The organism is Laspinema sp. D2d, from assembly GCF_025370755.1.
Classification (GTDB): Bacteria; Cyanobacteriota; Cyanobacteriia; order Cyanobacteriales; family Laspinemataceae; genus Laspinema.
Genome location: NZ_JAMXFC010000033.1, coordinates 55,427 through 81,191 on the forward strand (window position 1 = coordinate 55,427; position 25,765 = coordinate 81,191).

Consider the following 25,765-nt stretch of genomic DNA (forward strand, 5'->3'; position numbering starts at 1 on the left):
AGTTTAGATTTTTAGAATTCTCTTAAGATTCTAGGAACTGGGGTTTGAAATCTCTGGATTGATCTAAATGAGATTTCCAAGAGGGAGCGATCGCATTCTATTGCTTTCCTTCTCCTAAGAATCTCAACCGAGTGACCCATATCAAGGGGCAGAGGCATCGCCTCGCTATGACCCCAGGAGAAAAAAATGCCCAAAAAAATCTCGCGTAGATTACAAGAACTCACCAAAAAGGTTGAAGAGCGGCCTTATCAACCCTTAGAGGCGATCAACCTTTTAAAAGAGACCGCTACAGCCAAATTTCCTGAATCCGCCGAAGCTCATATTCGCTTAGGTATCGATCCCAAGTACACCGACCAACAGCTACGGACCACCGTGGCCCTCCCCAAAGGAACGGGTCAAACCGTCCGCGTGGCGGTCATTGCTCGGGGGGAAAAAGTCACTGAAGCTACGAATGCCGGTGCAGATTTGGCAGGATCAGAAGATCTGATTGCTGAAATCCAACAAGGCCGGATGGACTTCGATAAACTGATTGCTACCCCGGACATGATGCCCCAAGTGGCAAAATTAGGGAAACTTCTTGGTCCCCGGGGGTTGATGCCTTCGCCAAAAGGTGGTACGGTAACCTTTGACCTCGGTCAAGCGATTAACGAGTTCAAAGCCGGTAAACTAGAATTTCGGGCCGATCGCACAGGCATTGTCCATGTCATGTTTGGCAAAGCTGCTTTCCCGGCTGAAGATCTCCTAGTTAACCTGAAGGCGTTGCAAGAAAGCATTGACCGCAACCGTCCTTCCGGTGCTAAAGGCCGCTACTGGCGCAGTGTGTATGTCACTTCTACGATGGGTCCATCCATTGAAATTGATATCAGTGCCTTGCGAGATCTTAAGCTGACGGAAATCGCCTAAGCGCGACTTCAAATTTTTGAGGAAACTCAAAATTCATCCCTTCAAACCCCAAAATTAAATAGCACAGTAGCCGGAGACAGTAGGTGTCCAACAGGGCTTAATTTCCTACCTAGGTTTGCGTTATCGTTCCCCTTGTGCTGATCTTGTCATGAGTTGACAAGATTGCCATCGGAAACTGACAAAACCCCGGCTACCCTGCTGGGGTTTTTGATTGGGTCGGGGATAGGGGAGCAGTGAGAGTCATAGATTCCACTCATATTCCCAAGGGATGAATGCTCCGGCTCCCAAATGTCTCTAATTTCTTAATCTTCATCCCAATCAGGAGGTGAAAACGAGTGGGTAAAACGCTAGAAGATAAACAAGCGATGGTGACGGAGCTCAAACAAGAGTTGAGCCAGTCCCAGATGACGCTTGTGATTGATTACAAAGGGTTAACCGTGGCGGAGATTACCGATTTACGTCGGCGTCTACGCGAAAGCGGTGCTACCTGTGCAGTCGCTAAAAACACCCTGATGCGACGGGCGGTTGATGGCGATGAAAACTGGCAATCTTTAGGGGAATTCCTCAAAGATTCCTCTGCATTTTTGTTCCTGAAAGATGACCTGAATGGTCCGATTAAGGCGTATCAAGACTTCCAAAAAGCGACCAAGAAGAGTGAACTTCGCGGTGGTGTATTAGAAGGCAAAGCGCTGACTTTCGAGCAAGTGAAGGCGATCGGAGACTTGCCCTCCAAGGAACAACTCATGGCGCAAATTGCCGGTGCCCTCAATGGCGTCGTCACGAAAATTGCTGTGGGGATCAAAGAAGTTCCTTCGGGTCTGGCCCGAGGTCTCCAAGCCTACGCCGACAAAGACGGCAGCACCAGCGACGAAGACCAAGCTGCCTAAGCGCTGGTTATTGATCGCTCTGACATTTATCCTTTGTCATTTGTCCTTGGATAACGGATTAAGGATCTTCACTGTCATGGGTCATTTGTCTAGTGACCCTGAACCCCTGACTATTCCATTTACAACATATTTGATAGGAGTCAATCCATGTCTGCAGCAACTGATGAAATTCTCGAAAAGCTAAAATCCCTGACCTTGTTGGAAGCTTCTGAACTGGTCAAACAAATTGAAGAAGCCTTCGGCGTGAGTGCTGCTGCACCTGCTGGCGGCATGATGATGATGGCTCCTGGTGCCGCTGCTCCTGCTGAAGAAGTCGAAGAGAAGACTGAATTTGATGTCATTCTCGAAGAAGTTCCCGCAGACAAGAAAATTGCTGTTCTTAAAGTTGTGCGTGCTTTAACCGGATTAGGTCTGAAAGAAGCCAAAGACATGGTGGAATCTGCACCGAAGCCGATTAAAGAAGGCATCGCCAAAGATGCGGCGGAAGATGCTAAGAAGCAACTGGAAGAAGCAGGCGGAAAAGTCAGCATCAAGTAAGATTTTCCCAAGGGAAATCAATCCAGGAGTGGCAGAATATCAATGTTATTTTGCCACTCTACTCGATAAGTCCACCGCAGTGGGCTTATTTTTTTTGGTGGGAGTTGTTCAGTTGGCATGGGCGATCGCCGCTATCATCTGTTGCTCTACTGACCTCGGCTCTGTGGGTACTGTAAAATAAAATGTAGACCCCTGACCCACTTGAGATTTGATCCAGATGGAACCCCCATGCCGTTCGACAATTTTGCGGCAAGTGGCTAATCCAATGCCGGTCCCGGGATAGTCGTGGCTGTGCAACCGTTTAAAGATTTGAAAAATATACTCGGAGTATTTTTCATCAATCCCAATGCCATTATCTTGAATCGAAAATAAATAGCAATTGTCTTGGTGTACCGCCCTCAGATGAATTCTCGGCGACTCTTCACCGTGATATTTAATGGCATTTCCGATTAAATTTTGGAAGAGTTGGACAAATTGGGATTCAGTACCGATGATTGGCGGTAAGGGGTCATAAGTTACCTCCGCTTTATTTTGATAAATTTCCGTCGTTAGATTTTCCAGTGCCTGTTGGAGAAGCCGATCGCTCTTGAGGAGTTGAAAGGGTTCCTGAGCCTGATTCAGTCGAGCATAGGAAAGTAACTCTTCAATTAATAAATTGGTTCGATTGCAGAGCTTTAAAATTTGGTCTACAAAATCGTTACATTTATCATCCAGTTGTTCTTTCCCTCGGAGTTGCAAGATTTGGGCATAGCCATTGATTGTGGCTAACGGGGAGCGTAAGTCATGAGAGGCAATTCCGGCAAATTCTTCTAAATCAGCATTAGAACGCGCCAGGTCTTGATTGGCTTTTTGCAGGGCAATTTCTATGGTTTGGCGGCGTTCAATTTCTTGCTTGAGCAGTTCATTTTGCTCCTGTAGCGCTTTTTCAGCGGCGTTGCGCTGACAAATTTCAGCTTGCAATTGATAGTTTTGCTCTTCTAACTTCATTTGCAAGTCATTCAATTTGATATGACATTCTAAGCGGGCAAACACCTCTTCAATTTGAAAGGGTTTGGTAATATAGTCTACTCCGCCCACTGCAAAGGCTTTTACTTTGTCAAATCCTTGGTCTTTGGCACTCACAAAAATTACGGGAATTTGACAAGTTTCGGAATCATTCTTGAGATGGTGACACACTTGATACCCATCCATATCGGGCATCATGATATCCAGCAAAATTAAATCGGGGGGGTGAGATTTGGCAGCCGATAAAGCCATTTCTCCCGACAGGACTGCTCGAACCTTATAGCCTTGTTTTTTTAGCAAATCCGACAGAAGGCGTAAATTATTCGGTTCATCATCGACAATTAGAATATTGGCTAAATTCCCCTCGGAGTGATATCTATTCATAAAGAATTTCCTGGGTCAGTTTCGTAATTTTGTCAAATCGAAAGTTGTCAGTCCAGTTCTGGAAACAGTGAGCGATCGCCGCCAAACTTTCCGGAATTTCCTGGATGAGTTCCTCAAGGGCTTCACTATCCGCCGCAAGGGCAGCATGATGTAATCCACTAATCCAGGTGAGTGGCATCCCTTGCAACGCCGAAGAGTCGGGAACAAAGTTTGAATCCCATGAATCCTCATTGTCTTCTATTGCCGACTCTGAATCTTCGTATCGATAGCGCACCCCAAGATGTTGAGCAAAGGTTTCCAAAAGTACCTCTTGTCGGCAGGGCTTTCTCAGAAATTCATCACAACCGGCGGACAAAATCAAGCTGCGATTTTCCTCAAAAGCACTCGCGGTTAAGGCAATTACAACGGTCGCCTGCCCTTTTAGATGACTCTTAATTTGTCGAGTGGCTTCATAACCATTCATCACGGGCATTTGCATATCCATTACTATTAAATGGGGTTCCCAATTTTCCCATACTTCTAACGCTTGTTGACCATTTTCAGCTTCGCGGACTTGAAATCCAAGGGGTTCGAGGTAACAGCGAATTAAGCGGCGACTGTCCGTACGATCATCAACCACCAAAATCCGATACGGGGCTTGATCCGGTTCTAAACCAATAATCCGATGAACCTGACGGGCGGTTTTCAGGTCACTAGCTTGGGCGACTGAGACTTGAATGGTAAATTTAACCAAGGTCCCCACATTGAGACGACTGGTGATCACAATATCACCGCCCATCATTTGCACAAATTTACGGCTAATGCTCAATCCTAAACCCGTTCCTTCCGAGGCAGTTTTGCCCGTGGTGGTTTGATGGAAGGGTGTAAACAATCCCGGCAACTCCTCCGGTGCTATTCCCATGCCTGTATCTTCGATTTCAAAGTAGAAATAGAACCGAGAAGCATCCTCGGAATCAGCCTCTTTGAGTGCCGTTGCTTTCACGCGCAGGGATACCCCACCTTCCCGGGTAAATTTAATGGCATTTCCCACCAAATTGGTCAAAACTTGACGCAATTTGCTTTCATCAGTGGTGATATATTGAGGGACAGTATCCCGGTCAAAAATAATCTGTAAGCCTTTAGAAGCCGCTTTGACTTGGAGCATGGCTTCTAATCCGGTAATGAGATCATAAAAGTCAAAACTACTCAAATGAAGGGCCGATCGCCCTGCTTCGATTTTGGAGATTTCCAGGACATCGTTAATCAGATTGAGGAGATGCTCACCACTGCGATTGATAATGGCAATTTGTTCTTGTTGTTGTGAATTTAAAGATGAGTCGCGAGCCAGGATTTGGGTAAAGCCCAGAATCGCATTCAGGGGGGTGCGCAGTTCGTGGCTCATATTGGCGAGAAAAGCACTTTTAGTCAAGTTAGCGGATTCAGCGGCTTCTTTCCCTTTGAGTAAGGCGATCTCAGCCTGCTTGCGATCGCTGATATCTGTAGAAATTCCACATAAAGCATAGGGTTGACCACTCAAATCCTGGAGGATTAACTTGACGGTATAAAAAGTATGAACTCCATCATGTAGGGGGATATCTTCTTCAAAATAATAAGGGGTTCCATTGTTTATAATTTCTCGTTCGTTCGCCTCAAGTCGTTCGGCAAACTCTCCGGGCATAATTTCTGCAAAGGTTTGACCCAAACACTGTTGTTCAGAAACCTGTAAAAAATCAAGCATATACTGATTTGCCAATAAAAATTGGCCTTGCAGATTCTTCAAATAAATTCCAACGGGAGCATTATCTAAAATGGCTTTTAACTTTGCTTCACTTTCTCGCAAAGCTTTCTCAGCTTGAATTTGTTTGGTGATGTCAAGTCCAACTCCGCCAACTAAATGCTCACCTCCTTCAATTTTTATGGGAAATTTATACACTAAAAACTCAACGAGGGAACCATCGGGCCGAAAGGCGGATTCGATCGCCTCGATGACTTCCCCGCTATCAAAGACTAAGCAATTGTTCGCCACGTGCTGTTCAGCTATCTCCCTGGGGTGGAGGTCGAAGGGTGTTTTACCGAGCAATTCCGCTACAGACTGACAAAATAAATCAGCTAGGTTCGGATTGCAGTAAACTATTTTGCCATCGCGATCATTAATCCAGGCTAGTGCAGGAGTGTGGTTCATAAAAGCCTGAAATCTGGCTTCGCTTTCACGTAAAGATTGATCCGCTTGAATTCGATCATTCACATTCCTCCCCATGAGAGAAGCCCCCAAAATTTCTCCGCTGGGATCTCGCATTGAACTGTAGTTCATTTCATAATAGTGACGGTCCTGGGTTAACGCTCCTAATTCCAGAATCACGCTAAAATGTTCGCCTCGAAATGCTCGCCCCCAAACTTCTTTAGCATTGGCCTGTTCGTTAGGTAAATGGGATAAGATTTCTAGCAGGTTATCCCCTACTTCAAAGGGGCGGCCAAACAGTTTTTTAAATTCGAGTTTAGCCGCGTCATTCGCCACGAGACAGGTGAAACCTGTATCAATCGAGGCAATGATGTCGGGGGTGCATTCTATCAAACTATTCAAAAGTGCTTGACTGCTTCTGAGATTTTCCTCGATTTGCTGTCGCTGGTACAATTCTTGTTCGAGTTGATCCGTTCGTTGGGCAATGCGATGCTCTAAACTTTGATTTAACTCTCTCAGGGATTGTTCGGCTTGCTGGCGATCGGTCAAATCAACCGCCGTGGTCATGGCAATTCTTCGACCATTGGCAGCTTTACCCAAAGTCACGACATAAAAGTACCAAACGCGGTTTACGCCGGTTTTGGTGCGAATCGTGAGCTCTTTTTCTATAACCTGGTCTTCGGGGAAGGCGCAAAGGGTCTGAATCGTTTCTTGGAAGCTTTCTTGTCTTTCCCCATAAGCTTGATCAGCCCAGTGAGCAACGGTGGGAATATCTGCAAGGTGATAACCACTAACCTTTGACCAAGCTGTATTAATTTGCAGCACTTCTCCATTTTCAGCGTGCAGCATGATCGGAACCGGGGAATTCATCACGGCATACTGGAACTGGCGCTGTGACTCCTGGCGATCGCCATCGATGCGATTGAGCAATTGAGCCTGGACGTAAATTCCGATGGAGAAGATGACAATCTCGCTAATCAGCAGCGCAGCATAAGCGGTGGGCTCATCATACCACCCCAGTTTATAACCGTGAAAGATCAACCAACCCAGGACCAAAGGCAGGGCGATCGCCCAAGGCAACAGTTGCCGTGCCATCATTCCCCCCACCAGAGGACTGAGGATCGTCTGCATCAGCCCCTGTTTTGGACGGCTGAATAAGATCGCCACGGACAGGAGGAGAAAGGTGACTGCGCTACTAAAAGCGGTACGAGTTGTCGGCACTAATAACTCATCCAACACCTCCGAACCAAACAAGTGACCAGCGAGAGGCACCAACGTCATCAAGGCCACCACTCCACTCAAGATCTGAGCAAGGCGGTCATGGTTTGGGCTGTGCTGTGTTAATAGTAATAAAGCGATGCCGCTCAAGATAAAATTCACGGCCACGCTTTCGCTCATCCGTCCTGGATAGGGGCTTATAATGGAGGGCTTGAGACTGGGAAGCAGGAGTTCATCGATGCCGAAGTTCCAGTTAAAAAGAGACTGGAGTAAGGTCAGAACGGCGATCGCAATCACGAACCCAGCTAATCCCCGGATGATCGAGCGCCACCGTCGAGCCCGGCGCTTTTGGTGTAACAATCCCAAAGCAATACCCGAGCTCACAAAGCACAAAGCCGTATTGGGTTTCATCCGGTAGGGGTTTTCAGCAAAACCGTTGGTGAACCATTCAAGATTAAAATGCCAACCCAGTAAATGGATGGCCCCCATCAGGATGACCAAAGCAGTGGCGATGCGAGAGATCCGGTGAGCCATAGGAACAGTTTCCTCTCCAAGTTCGAGGGGGGGTCTTGTTAGAAATCACTCAGGTGAGAGTATCAAGACTTCGCCTCAGTGGTTTTGATTCCTGGCTTGATTCTACCTTGTTTACGGCTTTGAAATATTTTTAAATTAGGGTATTTTTCTCCAGAGTTTCACAAAAAGTCAGAAAGATTTGATCCAGATTTAAAGGGTACGGATGACTCACGCTTGAGTCAGAAGGCTCAAGCGGTTAACCCTAGAGAAACTGAGGTTGATTTTTAATAGAACTACGTTAACTGAATTCAGTTTCTCAAAGCAGGGGTAAACCCGAGGTAAAATAAACCGGGTTTCTCGTGATGATGCCTAGGATGCCCGTATCGTATTATACGGAGTCCGGTACTGATAGGTCTATAAAAACCCACAGGCTGAAGCCTGGGGCTATCCGAACAGAGCCTCTCCTACGCGGGCTTATAGAGAAAAACCACTTTTGACAACCGGATTTGGTATTAGATAAGACAACAAATCTAGTTATCTTCCCTCTACTGTACGGACGCTTGAAAAACCCTGTTTTTTCTGCTACTGAGGACCGTTAAAGCTCTCCTATTGTTTGACGATTTCACTGCGGGAGGTTTTGGTTTTTCGCAGAGGATTTGGGCTTAATTCTGGGGGGAGTGCGGTGACGGATCCCCATTGAGAGACAAACTGATTGAGGAGGGCTTCTTGTTGAAGGCGGAATCCATCGAGGTTACTGCCACCATTCATAATCACAAACCAGATGGAGCCCTGAGTTTCGGTGGGTAATGCACCGGCTAAAGCACTCACATAGTTGAGACTGCCAGATTTAACGACGGAGAAGCGGGGAATTTGCCGTTGGTTGAGGATACCTTCATCTTGTCCCACGATGGCGATCGCATCTCCAATGGTCAGGTTATGGGGCTGTAATTCCCGTTCTAAGGCTAGAAATAGACCACAGGCGGCGCGAGGGGACATGATATTTTCTTCGGCTAATCCGGACCCGTTGATCAGTTGGATTTCTTGGGGGGGAACTCCGGCAGCAACAGCCGCTTTTTGGGCGACGACTTGGGCACCTCCTACCGCATCGGCAAACATTTCCGCCATTGGGTTGTTGCTGTACTGATTCATCCGTTTGAGGAGTTCCACCACGGGAAGGGAATAATGGCGGATCAGGGGTTGGAGTTCTGGAGGGGGTGCAGCAGCGACTCGGACGGTCCCGGCGATCGCCACTTGGGGTCTGGGAGTACCTGGGGGTAAGGTTTGATATTGGGTTTCCGCTTCTGAGGGCCACATTTGTCCATTAATGCCTTCGAGGAGGAAGTTACCGGCAAGGGTGGGGTCTGTCTCGAAGTTCATATAAAATTTGTTCAGAATTACGAGATCTCCGGTTACCCGCTGTATTCCCATTTCGTTGAGACGATTGCCGATCGCCATTGCTTCTTCCCAGACAAACAGGGGGTCGCCTTCTCCTTGGATGACTAAATCGCCCTGTAATTCGCCATTTTGGATAGGTCCGGTTGCGCCAATTTCGGTGATGAATTCGCGATCGGGCCCAAAGGTTTGCAAGGCAACCAGGGAGGTAGCAATTTTAGTGAGAGAGGCGGCAGGGAGGGGAATAGTACCTTGATGTTGGGCGAGGAGGGTTTCCCCCCGTTGCATCCAAATCCCTTGGTTTTCCGGGGGAAATCCTTGGGAGGAGAGGCTGTTGATATATTGGGCGATCGCAGCAGTAACCGTGGGGTCAGGGTTATCTAAGGCGGCGATCGCCGGAATTTGTGGGGGTTGGGGAGTTGGAATTTCTGGGTTCGAGGCTTCTGCCGAGGGGACTTCAGTTTGGGGGGCTTCTGAAGGATTGCAAGCCGTCATGAGTACAGAGAGGGTGACGAATACAGCAGCAGTCAAACGGGGAGTTCTGAGCATAGGGATGGATCAAGTCGGTGCAGGTCTTCGACACAGAGGATAACATAAGCCTTGAAGATGCATTCTATCAAATCCTCAGATTTTGGGAACCCAGAGATGGCGATCGTCCGCTTCCTAATTCAACCTTTAACTTGGCCTCACTTAAAGTTTGGATTCTCACTTTCCCGCAATTTCTGACCCCTTCATCTGTAGCAAATTTGCGGATTGCCTGGAGAGAGTCCGTATGATAAAGTGAGAGCAAATTTCCAGGTATGGGTAAAATTCGGAGGTTAAACGTATCAATGAATCGCACATTGGGGCAATTGTTGAATAGGAAAACTATTCGTCAAATCGGGATAAGTATTTTCGCCTGTTTGCTGGTGGCTTGTTTCCAGAATATAGCACAAGGCCAAGCCATCACTTGTGGGAGTTCATCCCATTGGGTAACGGCTTATAATCATCATCAAGTGAATCATGCGCACATTTTTTGTGGGGAGGTGAATCGAGAGGGTCGGTTGGTGGGATTTCATGCGCGACCCCGAGGACAAAACCCCTCGACGGTCCGACAATTTAGAGTCACTCAATCGATGAATAGTCAGGGGATTTACGGGGGAGAATGGAGTCATACCACCGGGGGCGGAAGCAAGTTTTCTACCATGTTTCCCGATCGCTGTACCGCAGAACAAGTGATCAATTCCATTGCTTATGCCGAAGCCAATCGGGTGTCCTGTCCGAACGGCGCACCGAATTGGGCCTGGTGTGGATTAAATGCACCACCAGACCGCAGCCAACAAACTCAGTTTTGTACCGCGAATAATGGCAGTTCTTTTCGGATTGCGGGAGCAACCCATCGAGATGGTAGAATTAATACGGGTTTTCCCTTAAGGTGATCAAGATGATGACGGAAAAAGCGTGGAATGAAGCGGACTGGTTTGACCAAAGTAGTGCTCATCGTCGGGTTTTAGAGTTTCTGACTCTGGATATTCAAAATAGCCAAGAATGGGTGCAGCAGTTATTAGACAAAATAGAAGCACTGGATACGGGGAAAATTTGCGAATGGACGAGATCGGGAAATTCTTACTATTTGATTTTTTCACCCCAAACCGTGACGATAGAGAATTTATTAGTGGAAGGAGAACCCATTGAAACAATTGCCTTATCAGAGTTCAAACAAGCGGTTTTAAGATGGCAATCTGATTTAGAAAATTCCGTATCTGATTTAAGGAATATTTGAGAAATTTGGGCATCAGGGAACGTTAAAAAGCTCTAACGTTCCCTGATGAGCTGGGGAACTCGTAGAGCGATCGCTGTTAGAATAGATCTAGCCGAGGAACAATCGGAGAAGATGGGGCTATGCCTTCTCTCTACCCTGTCCCTCGGGTCCGTGAAAAACATCCTAAATTAGTAATTGGTGGGGAATTTTATGACTCAAGTTGAACTCACCCAAGAACTGCAAACTCCGATGGAGGAGGAGGAGTGGAGTCCCCCCATGCCTCCAACGGATTTAATTTTTGATGATGGAGAACCCTTGGAAAGTAATCGTCACCGGATCGCCATGAATGTACTGATTGCCGCAGTACATGAAGCCTTTGCTGGGCGGAAAGACTATTTTACGGGGGGCAATATGTTCGTTTATTTTAGTAGCGAACAAGCCCGAAATCGAGATTTTAAAGGCCCGGATTTTTTTGTCACCCTTGATGTTGATGGGACAAAGGAACGGCAAGGTTGGGTCGTTTGGGATGAAGAAGGACGCTATCCTAATGTGATTGTAGAATTGATGTCACCTTCGACTGCCCGAAAAGACCTCGGAACCAAAAAAGACATTTATGAACGGGTTTTTAGACTTCCTAATTATTTTGTCTATGACCCCTTTGCGCCAGATTCATTGCAGGGATGGCGGTTAACGGGACAAGGGTATGAGGAGTTAACCAAGGACGATCGCGGTTGGCTATGGTGCGATTCTCTCGGGTTCTGGTTGGGAACTTGGGAGGGAACATTGCAACAGGAAACAGCAACTTGGTTAAGGTTTTTTGATGCCGAGGGAAATTTAATTCTATTGCCCGAAGAACAGGCTAAAATTGAACGCCAACGGGCTGAAGATGAAGCACAACGCGCTGAGGAAGCTCGCCAACGGGCTGAAGATGAAGCGCAACGGGCCGAAGAAGCTCGATCAGAATTAGAGGCGCTTAAAGCCCGACTCCGTGAGAAGGGCATCGATTTAGAATCTCTATAATTGGAGTCATAGATTTTCAATAAATTCGATAGAGGGGTGATTGATAAATTGCCCCTCTTTTCTTTGTAGAAAAAACAGGATTTAAAGCAATTTTGAAGTATAGAGCGATGTAGTCCGATTAATTCAAAGTCCGATTTTGCAAGCGACGAATTTCCCGATCAACGCTAACCCCTATTTTAAGAGCTTGATTGAGTAATCGCCCATATTCGGTGGCTTCGTCGCTAATTTTTAAATGATTTAAGGTGGCTAGATTATTCTCTATTTTAGCAAATAATTCATAGCGACGGTCGATAAGGTCTTGATTTTCTCGGAGGATTCTATCGGTTCGCAAGCTACCCAATAAACTCTCTCGGGTAATGTTCAGTGCTTCGATAACTTCCTGGCGATCACTAAGGTGGATTTCGGCCCCGGCGGCTTCTATTCTATCTAAAATATCCAGCGATCGTACGACTTCGTTATAGTTTTGAATTTCATCAATCAGGATTAAAAAAGTCTGGAATTTTTGCGATCGCCTCCATAGATACAAGTTAAGAATAAGGGTGGTAACTCCAGCAATTCCGCCGGTGAATAGTAGAAAATAAAAGGTTGTCGTCATCTCTTGCCCCGATAGTCCATAATTCCGAACCATTAAAATGCCAAGAGGCGTGAGTAAAATGAAGAAGACGACCAAGATAAATAACTGTGCGATCGCAAAGGAGAGCAGTTTATTCAAATTTTGGAGGAAAGCAGGGCGGTAAGTTAGACTCAACCCAATATCGTTCACATCCACCCCAGCGATCGCCTCTAGTTCGCTTTCGGTGACGAGGGCATTTTCTAAATCGGGGCGCATAAACTATTTAATCCTCCTATTCTCTCCTGATTGGGTCAAGGGTTGTCCCCAGCGATCGCCCATTATTTTAATTTAACCCCAATAAGCGTCCTATCACTTGTAAGACATTCACATAAAAGTTTCCTTCTAAATCTCTAAACAGTTGAAAATTTCCGGAAGAACCAAAAAATGGTCTCAGGGTCCAAGCCATTTGAGTCCCAACAAAGGCATAGAGTAATAACCAAAATTGTAATAGTTTAGTCCGGGTATCCTGTCCCGTTATTTCCGGTTCTGCGAGTAACTGCATTCCTTCATAAAAGAATTTGATACCCAAAAATCCGGCCAACCCTAAAATTGCGACATTGAGCAACAGAAAAAATTCATAACTTTGGGTACTAATCAGAAAAAATAGGGTAATCGGGGCAAATCCAAATAAGATGGCGCTCATAATCGCTTCGGCAGTCATCAGTAAGGTTAAATACTGGGTAAAGCTGCGTTTTGACCCAAAAATAATACTGAAAATGTATAGTGTAGGAAAGCAAATCAGCAGGGTCAGTAGATAAAGGGCGGGTAGTTTAAAGAATGAAGAAATGACTTGCATCCAACTATGAGACGCCCCGATAATTGCCCCATAGATTCCAAAAAAGACGGCACTCGATATCAGGAGAGCAACAATTTTGTTGTTGAGCTTTACACCTTGGTGGATTTCTTCCAGAAAGGATTGACGATCTTGAAGCAGTTTAACCAGCACTGAAAAGTAATTCATGATACTTCCTGTCAGGTAAGGCTTTGGCTTTAATTTTGGGATTTTAGCATCTCGCTTCTGGGCTGTCAGGGATTATTGCAAATTCTTAACAGTCGGTTGCAAAAAGTAATCTAGTTGAGTGGCGCGATCGCCTGGGGTGGCTTCTCCACTAAACAGGAAGATTGCCCGTTGAACTGTACATAAAGTACAAAAAAATTTGCAAGCTTTTCTGAAAATGAATTAAAATAGAAAGAAACTATTTTATTTTTTAGGAGGTACGACCCTGAATCCCTCAGATTTTTCTGTCATTCCCGAACCCCCTGCCGGGTTTAAATCCGGGTTTATCGGGATTATTGGACGGCCCAATGTGGGCAAGTCTACCCTGATGAATCACTTAGTGGGACAAAAAATAGCGATTACTTCCCCGGTGGCGCAGACGACCCGAAACCGTTTACGGGGAATTTTAACAACCCCCGAGGCTCAATTTATTTTTGTAGATACTCCCGGGATTCATAAACCCCATCACCAACTGGGAAAGGTGTTGGTAAAAAATGCGATCGGGGCCATTTCTACGGTGGATATTCTACTGTTGATGGTAGATGGTTCGGTGGAAGCGGGGGGAGGCGATCGCTTTATTACGGAAATTCTCACCCAAACCAAAACGCCGGTTATTCTAGGTTTGAATAAAATTGACTTACGGTCGAGTTTATCCCGATCGCGAGATGTAGAAGTCATTGATCGCAGCTATCAGGAAATTGCAGAAAACCTCAATTGGCCGATCGCCAAATTCTCAGCGACAACGGGAGAAGGACTCCCGGAGTTATTAACTTTACTGGGCGATCGCTTAGAACCGGGCCCTTATTATTATCCCCCCGATTTAGTCACCGATCGCCCGGAACGCTTTATCATTGGCGAACTGATTCGAGAGCAAATTCTCTATTTAACTCGAGAAGAAGTGCCTCATTCTGTTGCCATTAGCCTCGATTTGATGGAAGAAACTAAGGATTTAACCCGGATTTTAGCAACTATTTATGTAGAACGTCCCTCTCAAAAAGGAATTATTATCGGCAAAGGGGGTCAAATGCTCAAAGCAATTGGATCGGCGGCCCGAGAACAAATGCAAAAACTCATTGAGGGTAAAGTTTATTTAGAAATCTTTGTCAAAGTTCAACCCAATTGGAGACAATCTCGTATTCAATTGGCTGAATTAGGGTATAAATTAGAAGATTAGAGCATCAAGACAGTATTCAAGGCAACCAACCCAATTTTCATCCAGGACTTACTCCTAAATGTAGGGTTAATTCGCCCATAAACTCTACATTTAGGATGGTTCTATAATCGGGTCCCGGGGGTTTCATTGGAGACCGCCGCTCTAGTACAATCGATAAGGGATTGAACAAGTGATAAACTGATGGGCCGCATACCAACGATTACGTTTGACCGGGGTACTTTGTTGCTGCATCCACCCCCGCGAGGGAAAGGGTGGATTGATTTTGCCGCTTGGGATGAACGGGTGGAAAAGTTTCGCGTGCGTGCGATCGACTATCGTCCGTTAATTGAGGCGCTTAAAGCAGAGGGGACGGAGTTTATTGATGAGGCGAAGGGGTTTGGACCTCTGGAGTTGGTCCCAAGCTTTGAGATGCCGCCTTATCCCCATCAGCAAGAGGCGCTGACGGCCTGGAAGCAGGCGGGACGATGGGGAGTGGTGGTATTGCCGACTGCTGCTGGAAAGACGTATTTAGCTCAGTTGGCGATGCAGGCGACCCCGCGCACGACCCTGATTGTGGTGCCGACGTTGGATTTGATGCATCAGTGGTACGCGCATCTCGCAGCGGCGTTTCCCGATGTGGAAGTGGGGTTATTGGGAGGCGGTTCGCGGGATAAAAGTCCGATTTTGGTGGCAACGTATGACAGTGCGGCAATCCATGCGGAGGCGTTGGGGAATCGCTATGCATCGATTGTGTTTGATGAGTGTCATCACTTGCCGACGGATTTTAATCGGGCGATCGCTGAATATTCGATCGCCCCTTATCGGTTGGGGTTAACGGCAACTCCTGAGCGATCAGATGGGAAACACGCAGATTTGACGCAGTTAATCGGTCCGGAAGTCTATCGCAAAACGGCAGAAGATTTAGCCGGTGGTGCTTTAGCAGAACATGAAATTGTCCAGATTAAAGTTAAACTCTCCAAATTGGAACGCGATCGCTACGATCAGTTAATCAAAACTCGTAATGAGTTTTTACAGCAATCTCACATTTCCCTAGGCAGTCTGCAAGGATGGCAGCACTTTGTCCAAGCTTCAGCGCGATCGCCTGCGGGACGGCGGGCGATGTTAGCTCACCGGGAAGCCAAAGAAATTGCCCTGGGAACTGATGGAAAAATGCGAATTCTCGCGGATTTATTGGCTCAACATTCCCCGGAACGAATCCTGATTTTTACGGCGGATAATGCAACGGTTTATCGCATTTCTCAGGATTTTTTAATTCCTGCCTTGACTCATCAAACTCCGGTTAAAGAACGTCACGAAATTTTGACCCGCTTTAAAGAAGGAATTTATAAAACGATTATCGCATCTCATGTTTTAAATGAAGGGGTAGATGTGCCAGATGCGAGAGTGGCAATCTTGTTATCGGGAACAGGTTCGACCCGGGAGTATATTCAACGATTAGGGCGAATTTTACGAAAAGGAAGCCAGAAAAATAAACGAGCAATTTTGTATGAAGTGGTGGCAGAAGATACCGCAGAAGAAGGGACCTCCCAACGGCGGCGGGGAATTACTAACACAAGGCAACCCAACCCTCAAACTCAACCGGAACTGCCGGGGTTTAAACCCCAGCCCTTAGAACTCCGACCCGGTTCCTCGCAGCCCTCTCCTGCGCCCACACCGATTTATGGGGTGGGTAAAGCATCGAGGAAAAAAGCGGCAGAACGGGCCTCAAATTGGGGGGAGAAACCGCCCAAACCCTCCGAACATTCCGAACAGGTTGAGAGTCCAGATTATCCAGAGAATGAGTTGCCTAAAAACTGTTCTGAATCCAACGAAGAAAGTGATAAATAGCCGAGATCAATCTATGAAAAAATCAATGGCCGGGACCGTGGGATTGGGATTAGGGTTAATGTTGTTAACGAGTGGTTGTAAGCTGTTGGAACCGTTGGCGATCGCCCAGGGGGTGACTTGTCAGCAGGACCAGAATCAAGACACTCAAAACCGCCTGTTTGAATTACGCGATCGCGCTCAAAATCATCTCCAATCGGGCAAATTGGATCGAGCAACGGAAGATTTAAGTGAGCTATTCCAACGGATGCAAGGGGTTAGTCCTCGCCGTGAGACTGTCCTGATGTTGATTGAACTCGTCAATGGCACTCAGGCACAAGAGGGGATGTTGGAAACCCTGGTTGATCGCTTGGTGGCAGAGGGAGAGGGGTCTCAGGCGGAGTCAGTCCTGGATGCTGCTGCGGAAGTGAGTCATACTTTGGATAGCGGATATAGCTATGGCAAAACCCGGACTTTGGCAGGAATTGCCCGGTTGTATATTCAAACGGGTCAGCGCGATCGCGCCCGCGCCACCCTCGCCCGTGCTATTTTAGCAGAAACTGGGATCCGAGGGGCGGCATTTAAAACCAAGGGATTAAGTGAAATTGCCCGAACTTATATTGCCCTGGAAGATCCGATCCAAGCCTCACAAATCCTGGGGCGATCGCTTCAGTATGCTCAATCTATTGTGTATCAAGATGCCTACAGTCAAGCTTGGGATTTCCAACCCCTCGCCATTTATTATGGACAAGTCGGACAACTGGAGAAAGCTTTAGAACTTGCTGGAACGATTTCTGAAGCTTATTATCGTAGTCAAACGTTTGCCGAAATTGCCAAAAATTTGGCGGACCAAGGTAATATTGAACGCGCCCATAAAATTGTTTTGGATCACGTCAGTGATACAGAAATTAAAGCCCGAGGTTTAGCAGAAATTGGGTTGCGATCAGCCAAACAGGGACAAACCAATCGGGTGATTCCTTTATTTACAGAGGCGGTGCGTCAGGCCAATTTAATCTCAGATCCAAACAGTCGGATGGTAGCCCTTTCCCCGATTTTAATTCATTATGCGGAAGCGGGATATCCGGACCGAGCTTTGCAGGAAATTACTCCCCTAGAAAGGCCGGAAATCAAAGCTAAAGTCCTTAATGCGATCGCGATTGAATATGCCACCCAAGGACAACGAGAGGAAGCCTCCACTATCGCGAGACAAGCTTTGGAAACCGTTAGGACGATTTCCGAAAGCTATGAACAAGAATTTCTTTTGATGGATATGGTTAGAGATTATACTCGTTTAGGACTCTATGAAGTGGCAATTCAAGCCGCCCACCAAATCCCTTATTTAGAAAAAAAACAGGCTCTTTTGTTAGCCTTGGCAACGGAAGCTGCAACCCGAGGGGATGATGAAATAGCAGTTAAGGCGGCTGAAATGATGCCAATCAACTTAGTGCCCCTGGCTTTTGTCTATCAAAATCTCGGTCAAACGGAACGGGGGACTGAACTTTTGAATCGAGGGATGAAAGCCGTTGAATCTCTTGAAACTAACGAGCAGAAATTTGAAGTATTGGCTTCTTTAGTGGTGGAATATGCTAAAGCTGGACAACAGGCTAAGGCTGAAGAATTATTTGCTCAAGTCCTCTCAATCAGCAGCCAGGTTCAAGAAAATTCTTATGTCTGGGAGACGGTATTTAATCGGCTTTTGGAGGGTGGACTTGATGACTTTACCTTGCAGCTAGTCCGCATTATGAAAGAGGAATATTTTCAAAGCACTTTCATTAATCGTCTGGTCGAGAGGTTCATCCGAGGGGGAAAAATTGATCAAGCCTATCAAGTGATAGAGTTGTTGAAATCCCCTTCAGAACAAGTTAGTAATTTAATTGCCATTGCCGATCAAAGTCTGAAGGCGGGAGAGCGAGATATTGCCCGGGAAGCCTTAGACAAAGCCTTTGATATCGCACAGACCGTTCCAGGGGAAGAATCTAAGATGATGAGATTTGGGGGACAGTACGATGCCGAGGGGAATTGGTTTGGTTATACAGAAGTAGAAGACCCGATGGATCGAGGCAGTTTATATGAAGAAATTGCCATTCGGTACGGGCAATTGGGCGAAGATAACTCGGCGATGCAGGTGGTGCGATCGCTAGAAAGTCCAACCCTAAAAACCCAAGTGCAACAACGGTTAGCCTGCTATCGGTAACGCTCACGCCGATTTAAAGGGTCTGACGCGATCGCGCCGCAAGGCGTTCGACTACAGCGATTAACTCGGCTATATCCACAGGTTTTGGGAGGTGGATATCATATCCCGCTTTCAGGGCCCGGGTGCGGTCTTCTGCTCTTGCATAAGCTGTAACTGCGGCTGCGGGTAAATATCCCCCTTCTGATAATTCCCTCTTCCTCACCTGCCGAATCAGGGTATATCCATCTTCTTCCGGCATGGCAATATCGGAAATCAGCACTTGGGGATAAAATTGAGAAATCGCCATCAGGGCTTGACGGACCGAGGCTGCTGCCTGAACCTGTGCACCGCACTGTTCCAGGACGAGAGTGAGTAAACCCCGGGCATCGGCTTCATCATCTACCAGCAGCACTCTCACACCTTCCAGAGAAGTCTTGGGGTTGACCTCCTGGGGAGACTCTAAATTTAGGTCGTGAGAGTCCGGTTGGGCCGGAAGCTCACATCGAGGCATCAGAGGCAATTCTACGGTGAAAATCGCACCTTGACCCAATCCCGGACTATCCGCCGATACCGTACCCCCGTGGAGTTCGGTGAGATGCCGCACGATCGCCAGTCCCAGTCCGAGTCCATTATAGGCACGAGTGCTAGAACTATCCGCCTGCCGGAAGCGATCGAAGACGTAGGGCAGAAATTCGGGTTTAATCCCTTGTCCTGTATCTACAATCCGAATTTGTATAGAACTCTCAAACTGCTCCAAAATAGCCGTAACCGAGCCTTCCGGGGGGGTAAATTTAATGGCATTGGAGAGTAAGTTCCAGACAATTTGCTGTAAGCGATCGCGATCGCCAGAAACAGGTCCAGCATGGCGGTCCAGTTGCGTTTTCAGTTGAATATGTTTAGCCTCTGCCGCAGGACGAACCGACGCGATCGCCTCTTCGATGGCTTTGTTCAGAGAAACCGATGTGACATTCAGCCGTAATTTCCCCGTAATGATTCGGGATACATCCAGCAGGTCCTCGATCAATTGAAACTGTAATCGGGCATTCCGTTCGAGGGTTTCCAGGGCTAATCCCATTTTTTCCTCAGACAGTCTGCGATTGCGTAAAATCTGCGCCCATCCCAGGATGGAGTTGAGGGGGGTTCGCAACTCATGAGAGAGAGTCGCCAGAAACTCATCTTTGAGCCGGTTGGCATCTTGAGCTTCCCGATAAAGACGGGCATTATCTAAGGCGATCGCCGCCCGATGAGCCAGCTTTTCTGCTAACATGAGGTCAGTATGATCGTAAGTGCGACTGCCTGCTTCTAGCACAAACGTGATCGTTCCCAGGATTTTTCCTCGGGCTTTTAGGGGAATACACATTCCACTATGTAAGTGCAACTCCCGGAGAATTCGCAAATGTTCTGTATCGTAAGCAGACTGGACCAGCATGGCGTCTGGGATATGAGGATACAGTTCTGATTGTCCCGTCCGCAGGACGTTAGGTTGTCCGGTTCTTTCCTCTTTTTTGGGGGGATAACGTCGATACAATTCTTTGGCGAGTTCTTCTTTGGAGGGGTCAATGTGAGCGACCGCCAGCCGTTCAATTGTACCATCTTTTTCAATAACATCGATCGCACACCAATCCGCTATACTGGGAACCGTGAGATGAGCCAGACTATCCAGAGTGGTTTGGTAGTCCAAGGAATTCGCCAAAACGCTGCTGGCTGTGGCTAAAAACTGCTCTTGCTGTTGCGATCGCTTGCGATCATCAATATCAGTGGCTGTTCCTAACCATTTGAGGAGGCGATCGCCCACTCCGATGATCGGATTCAAGCGGAGAGTGTGCCAACGGTAGAGACCATCCCACCGTTGCAAGCGGACCTCTATTTCGTAGCCGGTTCCCGTGGCGGTTGCGTTTCGCCAATGGGCGATCGCTTCTGAGCGATCGTGAGGATGAATCCACTCTAGGGCTGATCGTTGCAGAATGTGTTCCAAACTCAGCCCAATATAATTCACCCCACTCGGATTGCAATATTCCAGCTTTCCTTGGAGTGTAAACAAAAATATCATTTGGGGCAGCGCTTCCGCCAGCGATCGATACAGTTCTTCGCTGTTGCGGAGGGCTTCTTCGATCTGTTTACGCTGGGTAATATCCACAAAAGCGCCCACTGCACCTCGGGTTTGCCCCTCTTCATCCAGGATTGGGGCGGCATAAGTCAGGAACTCGATGACTCTACCATCTTCATGGATGGCATCAACTTCAAACTCTAGCACTTCGACTTGATGTGTGGCCGCATACCGCATGGGAAGCTCTTCGGGCTCAAGTTTTCGGCCATTGTGATACAGCTTAAACCCATGTGCTGTGGCTTCAGGTAGGGGATGATAATAGGGAACAATCGGCGAGGCCATTCCCAACGTTTGAGCTAAAACCGAATTCAACTGGATCTGCTCACAGTTCGGATCTTCAGAAATAGCAATCCCGATGGGGATAAATTTGAGGAGGGTTTGTAACTCTTTAACCCGGCGCTTCAGGGTCCGATTCAGCTTGAGAATTTCAGTCTGTGCCCATTGACGCAATGTGATATCTGTTGTAGCTCCGATCCATTTATAGGGTTGTCCCTGCTCATTCCACAGGGCTGTTCCCCGATCGCTCCAATACAGATAAATCCCATCAGCCCGCTGGATTTGGTACTCTTCATCAAAGGGTTCTCGGGTCTGTAAATGCCGGTCTATGGCATTTTCGACTCGCTCTCGATCGCTGGGATGGATGCGATCAAGCCAAGCTTGGCGAGTCCGGGCAAATGCGCCCGCCTCATATCCCAGTTCTTCGTCAATATTTCCAAACCATTCCACTCCTCCCGTGGCAATCTCCCATTCATAGATCAAGTCGCTGGTATTTTCTGCGGCAATGCGAAAGCGTTCCGTAGATTGGCGCAAGGCGGCTTCAGCGGCGTAGCGATCGCTGATATCAATCCCCGTACCAATAAGATACTCCATCTCACCTGTGGCATCGCGCAGGACTGTATTGGACCAGGCGATCGCTCGTCGGTCCCCCCCCTTGGTTACCCAGTCGTTGATATACTCGTTGGGGGTTGCCGTTGACCGCAAGTTCTCAAACACCCCTTGGATGGACTCAATTTCCTCGGGAATCACCAACCGATCCCAAACATACAGCCCCTGCACTTCCGCAAAAGAATAACCTGTGGTGGTTTCGCAGGCTTGGTTAAAACCCACAATCCGACCTTCGCGATCGAGAATGACAACTAAATTGGGAATGGCATTCACTACCGCCGCCAAAAAATCCCGTTCTTGGTGAAGTTCTCCCCTTCCTGATTCGGCTGCGCCACCCCGTTCTCGGAAATACGCACAAAGCCCTTCACCCTGGGGATAAAACCGCACTTCAAACCGCTTATTTAACGGCGGATAATCCTCTTCAAGTTCGAGGGTTCTTCCCTCGGCCCAGGCGCGATGATACCCTCGATAAAAGGAACTCCCCAGGCTTTCGGGAAAGATCTCCCACAAATACTGTCCCACCAGCTTTTCTACGGGGTGATTCAGCAGTTTGGCCCCGGCTGGATTAATATAAGTATAGCGGCCTTCCCGATCAAAACAGGCAAACCCATCCGTGAGGCGGTCCAGGACCATCAGGGGGTTCACCTTCGGGGTTGCAGTCCAATCCGGTTGAGTCGGGTCCCGGAGTTCTGGATCGGGACTCGGGTTCGGGTCTTTTAAGTGAGTGTTGACCTGAGTCAGCAAATCATGGATATACCCCGCTGCGTCCCGAAACTGTCGCCCCCCCTCGATTGGGGAAGTAGGTTCCATTGGTTCTCCTTCGATCGCTTCTAGGGGAAACTGGATCACGGGGATCTGTTTTCCGTTCACGCCGGTTCCCAGTTCCTCTAGCCAATCTAAACTTTCAGGGGCGATCGCATCGGTGAGAATCGCCGAGGGGAAGAAATCCCGGGCGGCATCCAGGGCGGTGGTGCGATCGCCTGCGGTTTTGACTTGATAGCCTTGGCGAACCAGTTGGGATTCTACATATTCTCGGCGAACCGAGTTATCATCCACCAGCAAAATTCGGGCAGAGGGTGCAGCGTGTTCCGGACCTTTCTCTAAGGATTCGGCGATGTTTTCTTCGTTCTCAGGGGGTTCATTCCTGGGAGTAGGCAAGGCGATCGCTGTCGTCAAAACCCCACAAACTTGATGGTTTTCCGTGTAGATCGGACTGTGAGACAGATGGAACCACCCCACCACCGGCGACCCCGGGCGATCAAACACCAAACGACAATTCTCTGATCCGCTACCTTCTCCACTGCTGAACACTCGTTCTAACATCGGAGAGAGAATCGCCCAGGTTTCCGGGTTGAGGACCTCTCGTCCCGGTTGACCCAGGGAATCGGGATACTTGGGGTCCCCCATCCAACCCAGGGCCGCCTTATTGTAGATCAGCCGGAACTCGGGACCCCACCAAACCAGGGTCGGAAATTGGGAGGTTAGACCCAAACTTACCGCTGTACGCCAACTGGAATGCCAAGTTTCCATCGCACCCAGCGGGGTGCTGGACCAGTCCCGAACCGTTCGGAGGCGTTCCAGATCCACGATATCTGTCCATCCCACTTCTTCTCTCTTTGTTTTCCGCTTGGCTGGCTGCTGTTCCATCATGTACAGAGGTCCTGGTTGTTGGGGTGTTCAGATTCGCTCACTTGCTAATCATCGTTTATCTACTCATCTTGGGTGTACATTTTTTTCGGGAATTTTACATCTACCAAAGGAAGGATTCACTTTGAAAGTGGGATTCCCTCCCTTGATTATCGGCGTTAATTTGCCTTTTTATTTGCAATAAATTTTGACCTAATTTAGGGAAGGCGATCGCTTTTTTTTCAACCCCCTTCATCCCTCTTTTTGCTCCAAGGGGGCGCTCCTCGGGCCTATACAGGGGGGAATAGATCAGGGCACAATTGAGGAAATGGGCGGTGCGAGAGTATTCACTTTTTGACTCTATAAATTGGGTATTTTAGGGATTTCCAGAAAAAAAGGTTTGCATTAGCGTTCCTGCACCCTTCGCCACCGAACGCCCCTATCTCCCTATACCTCCTCCGAGGAAGCGCTATACCTGGGGAGAGGGGAGGTATCTGAGGCAGTCTTTTTTCCATCTTCTTCTCCAACGTTTTGAGAAACTCAACCGCGATTGACTTTGACTGTTTCGGGGATTTGACATCCATTATGACTACTGGACTATGAGCGCCTATCTCTACCCTATTTGAGGTAACAAATCCCCCCTTTCAATGGCAATCTCAGGAGGCGATCGGGCTTTCAATTTATCCCCATGATGCTGAGGGGATTAGAAAGGGTTTCGGTGTTCCGTTATCGATGACCATTATAATTTTTAGGTTGGACAACTGTAAAACGGCCAATGGGGGATAAGCACTGAAGTCGGGACCTTGAACTGGGGAGGGCCTCTGGGTGGACTCGGCGGTGTCTGGGAGGGAAAATTTAACAGACCCCTTGACAAACTTGGGGTCAATGGTTATATAATAGTTCTCTAGTCTAATCGTTATCCGTTAAGTGCCGAAAAGCAACAGGTTTTAACGACAACTGCAAGCGGGCGTAATTCAGTGGTAGAATGTCAGCTTCCCAAGCTGAACGTCGTGGGTTCGAGTCCCATCGCCCGCTTTTTGTTAGCCTCCATGTTCGGTCTTGCTCCTCTGGGTGTGAGTAGCTTTCCTGCTTTCCCGGGTTTCACTACAATGGGAGAATTGGCAGTTTAGCAAGGCAGAAGAAACGATGGGATATTCGATTGAGGTCTATGACCACAACTTTGAGCAAGAAGTTTTAGAAAAGTCTTACGAAATTCCGGCGATCGTGGACTTTTATGCGGTTTGGTGTGGTCCTTGTCAGATGTTAAAACCAATGTTGGAAAAAGTTGCCCTAGAATATGATTGTGTGGTGGCAAAGGTGAATATTGATGAAAATCACTATCTAGCACAAGCATTTCGGGTTGAAGGAGTTCCGGATGTGAAAATTATCCGGAATGGGGAAGTGTTGGATGGATTTGTAGGGGTATTACCAGAACCCCAATTACGAGAATTTTTGGAAAATTGTAATATTAAGTCGGGTTTAGACGAAGGGTTGGAGGTAATTCGTCAGGCACTGTTAGGCGGTAATCGAACCGAAGCTGAGACAATATTTGCCTCTTTGTTAACCCAATATCCAGAAAATAGACGGGTGCGATTAGAAGCGGCCAAGTTTTATATCAGTGAGGATAAGTTGGCAAAAGTTGAGGAACTTTTATCAGTCATTCAAGCAGATGAGTCGGAATTTTTTGCAGAAGCGCAAGCGGTGAAGGCGTTACTTCAGTTTAAGAGGGAATGCAATAATGCTTCCGGGGAGGGTGAATTGGACCGGATGTTTACTCAGGCATCTTGTTTAACGGTGGCAGGTAACTATGAGGAGGCGTTGCAACTTTTTCTCAAGATTGTAGAAAGCGATCGCAGTTATAAAAAGGATGGCGGGAGAAAGGCGATGCTGTCTATTTTTGACTTACTGGGAAATGACCATCCTCTGACCCAAGTTTATCGCCGGAATTTAATGACGGTGCTATTTTGAGGGTTAGGGCGTAATTCCGTTGGACCAATCGCACCCCGGATACTCACCCATCCGGGGAGTCTCTAGCAAATTTTCACACAAGTTGACTAGAACTCATACTGGGGATCGGTGCGATCGCCGGTTTCCTGATGTCAGGATCGAGAAGATGAAGAGATGAGTTGCGCATTTAGGCAGTTTACTCCAATTCCATTGTTTTGACATCTACCCTTGGGTAGAGTTGGACTAAAGACTCATTGGCCTAGAAATTCATGAAATGCTCGATCGCTAACAGGTGAGATCAATGAAACTTTATTATCGTGGTGTCAGCTATGATTTAATTCCTACGGTGAAAACACCCCCAGGAGAAATTTCGGGAATCTATCGTGGTAAGTTTTGGTACTTCCAACAAGGGGACCTGTCGGGAGAACTCGGAACGTGCGATCGCTGTCACTTTTACTCCGGGGACCCCCACTTACTCTGTGCCGTCCATCCCCAAGGTCCAAATGCAGAAAATTGTCCCGATTTCCGGTTAAATCTTCAGACGAAACCTGTTAATCAGCAAGCTTTAAAAAGCCATAGATTATCCAAATTTTAAACGGTTTTATCTGAGAGGGTGACAAGACAGCTAGACTAATTGCTGTACAAGGGATAGAGCATTTAATCCTTGCCGAAAATTTCGAGC

Annotated in this window: 17 protein-coding genes, 1 tRNA gene and 1 other annotated feature; of the genes, 12 read left to right on the top strand and 6 right to left on the bottom strand. The window is 47.5% G+C overall.

Annotated elements, in window-relative coordinates; genetic code table 11:
• The first annotated feature begins 186 nt into the window (after positions 1-186).
• The 3 genes from rplA to rplL all read left to right on the top strand — a co-directional run bounded on the left by rplA (position 187) and on the right by rplL (position 2,327).
• Complete coding sequence (gene rplA / locus NG796_RS19865; protein ID WP_261208679.1) at positions 187-903, top strand: 50S ribosomal protein L1; 717 nt, start codon at positions 187-189, stop codon at positions 901-903.
• Positions 904-955: 52 nt separating this feature from the next.
• Positions 956-1,122 (top strand) — a sequence feature (ribosomal protein L10 leader region).
• A gap of 116 nt (positions 1,123-1,238) precedes the next feature.
• Positions 1,239-1,790 (top strand): 50S ribosomal protein L10, encoded by a 552-nt coding sequence (gene rplJ, locus NG796_RS19870; protein WP_261208682.1) that lies wholly within the window; start codon positions 1,239-1,241, stop codon positions 1,788-1,790.
• A 147-nt stretch (positions 1,791-1,937) separates the two neighbouring features.
• Positions 1,938-2,327 (top strand): 50S ribosomal protein L7/L12, encoded by a 390-nt coding sequence (gene rplL / locus NG796_RS19875; RefSeq protein WP_261208684.1) that lies wholly within the window; start codon positions 1,938-1,940, stop codon positions 2,325-2,327.
• 108 nt (positions 2,328-2,435) lie between these two features.
• Here the strand turns inward: rplL and NG796_RS19880 are convergent, their stop codons facing one another.
• The 3 genes from NG796_RS19880 to NG796_RS19890 form a co-directional block, all read right to left on the bottom strand.
• A complete protein-coding gene (locus NG796_RS19880; RefSeq protein ID WP_261208688.1) occupies positions 2,436-3,716 on the bottom strand; it encodes a response regulator in 1,281 nt (426 codons plus the stop codon).
• Entirely contained in the window at positions 3,709-7,626 is a 3,918-nt protein-coding gene (locus tag NG796_RS19885; RefSeq protein ID WP_261208689.1) for a PAS domain S-box protein, read from the bottom strand. The genes NG796_RS19880 and NG796_RS19885 overlap by 8 nt, the downstream gene beginning before the upstream one ends.
• Positions 7,627-8,211: 585 nt before the next feature.
• The gene (locus NG796_RS19890) at positions 8,212-9,546 is read right to left on the bottom strand and encodes a D-alanyl-D-alanine carboxypeptidase (RefSeq protein WP_261208690.1); all 1,335 of its coding nucleotides are present in this window, start codon (positions 9,544-9,546) and stop codon (positions 8,212-8,214) included.
• A gap of 281 nt (positions 9,547-9,827) precedes the next feature.
• On the opposite strand from NG796_RS19890, the gene NG796_RS19895 reads away from it, so the two are divergent.
• The 3 genes from NG796_RS19895 (at position 9,828) to NG796_RS19905 (ending at position 11,758) form a co-directional block, all read left to right on the top strand.
• Complete coding sequence (locus NG796_RS19895; RefSeq protein ID WP_261208691.1) at positions 9,828-10,415, top strand: EndoU domain-containing protein; 588 nt, start codon at positions 9,828-9,830, stop codon at positions 10,413-10,415.
• A gap of 5 nt (positions 10,416-10,420) precedes the next feature.
• Entirely contained in the window at positions 10,421-10,759 is a 339-nt protein-coding gene (locus NG796_RS19900; protein ID WP_261208692.1) for a hypothetical protein, read from the top strand.
• A gap of 189 nt (positions 10,760-10,948) precedes the next feature.
• On the top strand, positions 10,949-11,758 hold the full coding sequence (locus NG796_RS19905) for a Uma2 family endonuclease (RefSeq protein ID WP_261208694.1): 810 nt from the start codon (positions 10,949-10,951) through the stop codon (positions 11,756-11,758).
• A 118-nt stretch (positions 11,759-11,876) separates the two neighbouring features.
• Here NG796_RS19905 and NG796_RS19910 read toward each other — a convergent pair whose 3' ends face one another.
• Positions 11,877-12,587, bottom strand: a complete 711-nt coding sequence (locus NG796_RS19910) for a hypothetical protein (RefSeq protein WP_261208695.1) — start codon at positions 12,585-12,587, stop codon at positions 11,877-11,879.
• A 67-nt stretch (positions 12,588-12,654) separates the two neighbouring features.
• Positions 12,655-13,332, bottom strand: coding sequence for an actin-binding WH2 domain-containing protein (locus tag NG796_RS19915; RefSeq protein WP_261208696.1), 678 nt, complete (start codon positions 13,330-13,332; stop codon positions 12,655-12,657).
• Between the two features lie 262 nt (positions 13,333-13,594).
• Here NG796_RS19915 and era point away from each other — a divergent pair, with 262 nt between their 5' ends.
• The 3 genes from era (at position 13,595) to NG796_RS19930 (ending at position 18,539) form a co-directional block, all read left to right on the top strand.
• Positions 13,595-14,542 (top strand): GTPase Era, encoded by a 948-nt coding sequence (gene era, locus NG796_RS19920; protein WP_261208706.1) that lies wholly within the window; start codon positions 13,595-13,597, stop codon positions 14,540-14,542.
• A 180-nt stretch (positions 14,543-14,722) separates the two neighbouring features.
• The gene (locus NG796_RS19925; RefSeq protein ID WP_261208697.1) at positions 14,723-16,369 is read left to right on the top strand and encodes a DEAD/DEAH box helicase; all 1,647 of its coding nucleotides are present in this window, start codon (positions 14,723-14,725) and stop codon (positions 16,367-16,369) included.
• A 13-nt stretch (positions 16,370-16,382) separates the two neighbouring features.
• Positions 16,383-18,539 (top strand): tetratricopeptide repeat protein, encoded by a 2,157-nt coding sequence (locus NG796_RS19930; RefSeq protein ID WP_261208698.1) that lies wholly within the window; start codon positions 16,383-16,385, stop codon positions 18,537-18,539.
• A 13-nt stretch (positions 18,540-18,552) separates the two neighbouring features.
• On the opposite strand, the gene NG796_RS19935 is transcribed toward NG796_RS19930, so the two are convergent.
• Positions 18,553-23,160 carry a PAS domain S-box protein gene (locus NG796_RS19935; protein ID WP_261208699.1) on the bottom strand — a complete coding sequence of 1,536 codons (4,608 nt, stop codon included), beginning with the start codon at positions 23,158-23,160 and terminating at the stop codon, positions 18,553-18,555.
• Positions 23,161-24,099: 939 nt separating this feature from the next.
• On the opposite strand from NG796_RS19935, the gene NG796_RS19940 reads away from it, so the two are divergent.
• The 3 genes from NG796_RS19940 to NG796_RS19950 all read left to right on the top strand — a co-directional run bounded on the left by NG796_RS19940 (position 24,100) and on the right by NG796_RS19950 (position 25,678).
• Positions 24,100-24,171 (top strand) — tRNA-Gly (locus NG796_RS19940).
• A 111-nt stretch (positions 24,172-24,282) separates the two neighbouring features.
• The gene (locus tag NG796_RS19945; protein WP_261208700.1) at positions 24,283-25,104 is read left to right on the top strand and encodes a tetratricopeptide repeat protein; all 822 of its coding nucleotides are present in this window, start codon (positions 24,283-24,285) and stop codon (positions 25,102-25,104) included.
• 280 nt (positions 25,105-25,384) lie between these two features.
• On the top strand, positions 25,385-25,678 hold the full coding sequence (locus NG796_RS19950; RefSeq protein ID WP_261208702.1) for a DUF4278 domain-containing protein: 294 nt from the start codon (positions 25,385-25,387) through the stop codon (positions 25,676-25,678).
• Positions 25,679-25,765 lie beyond the last annotated feature (87 nt).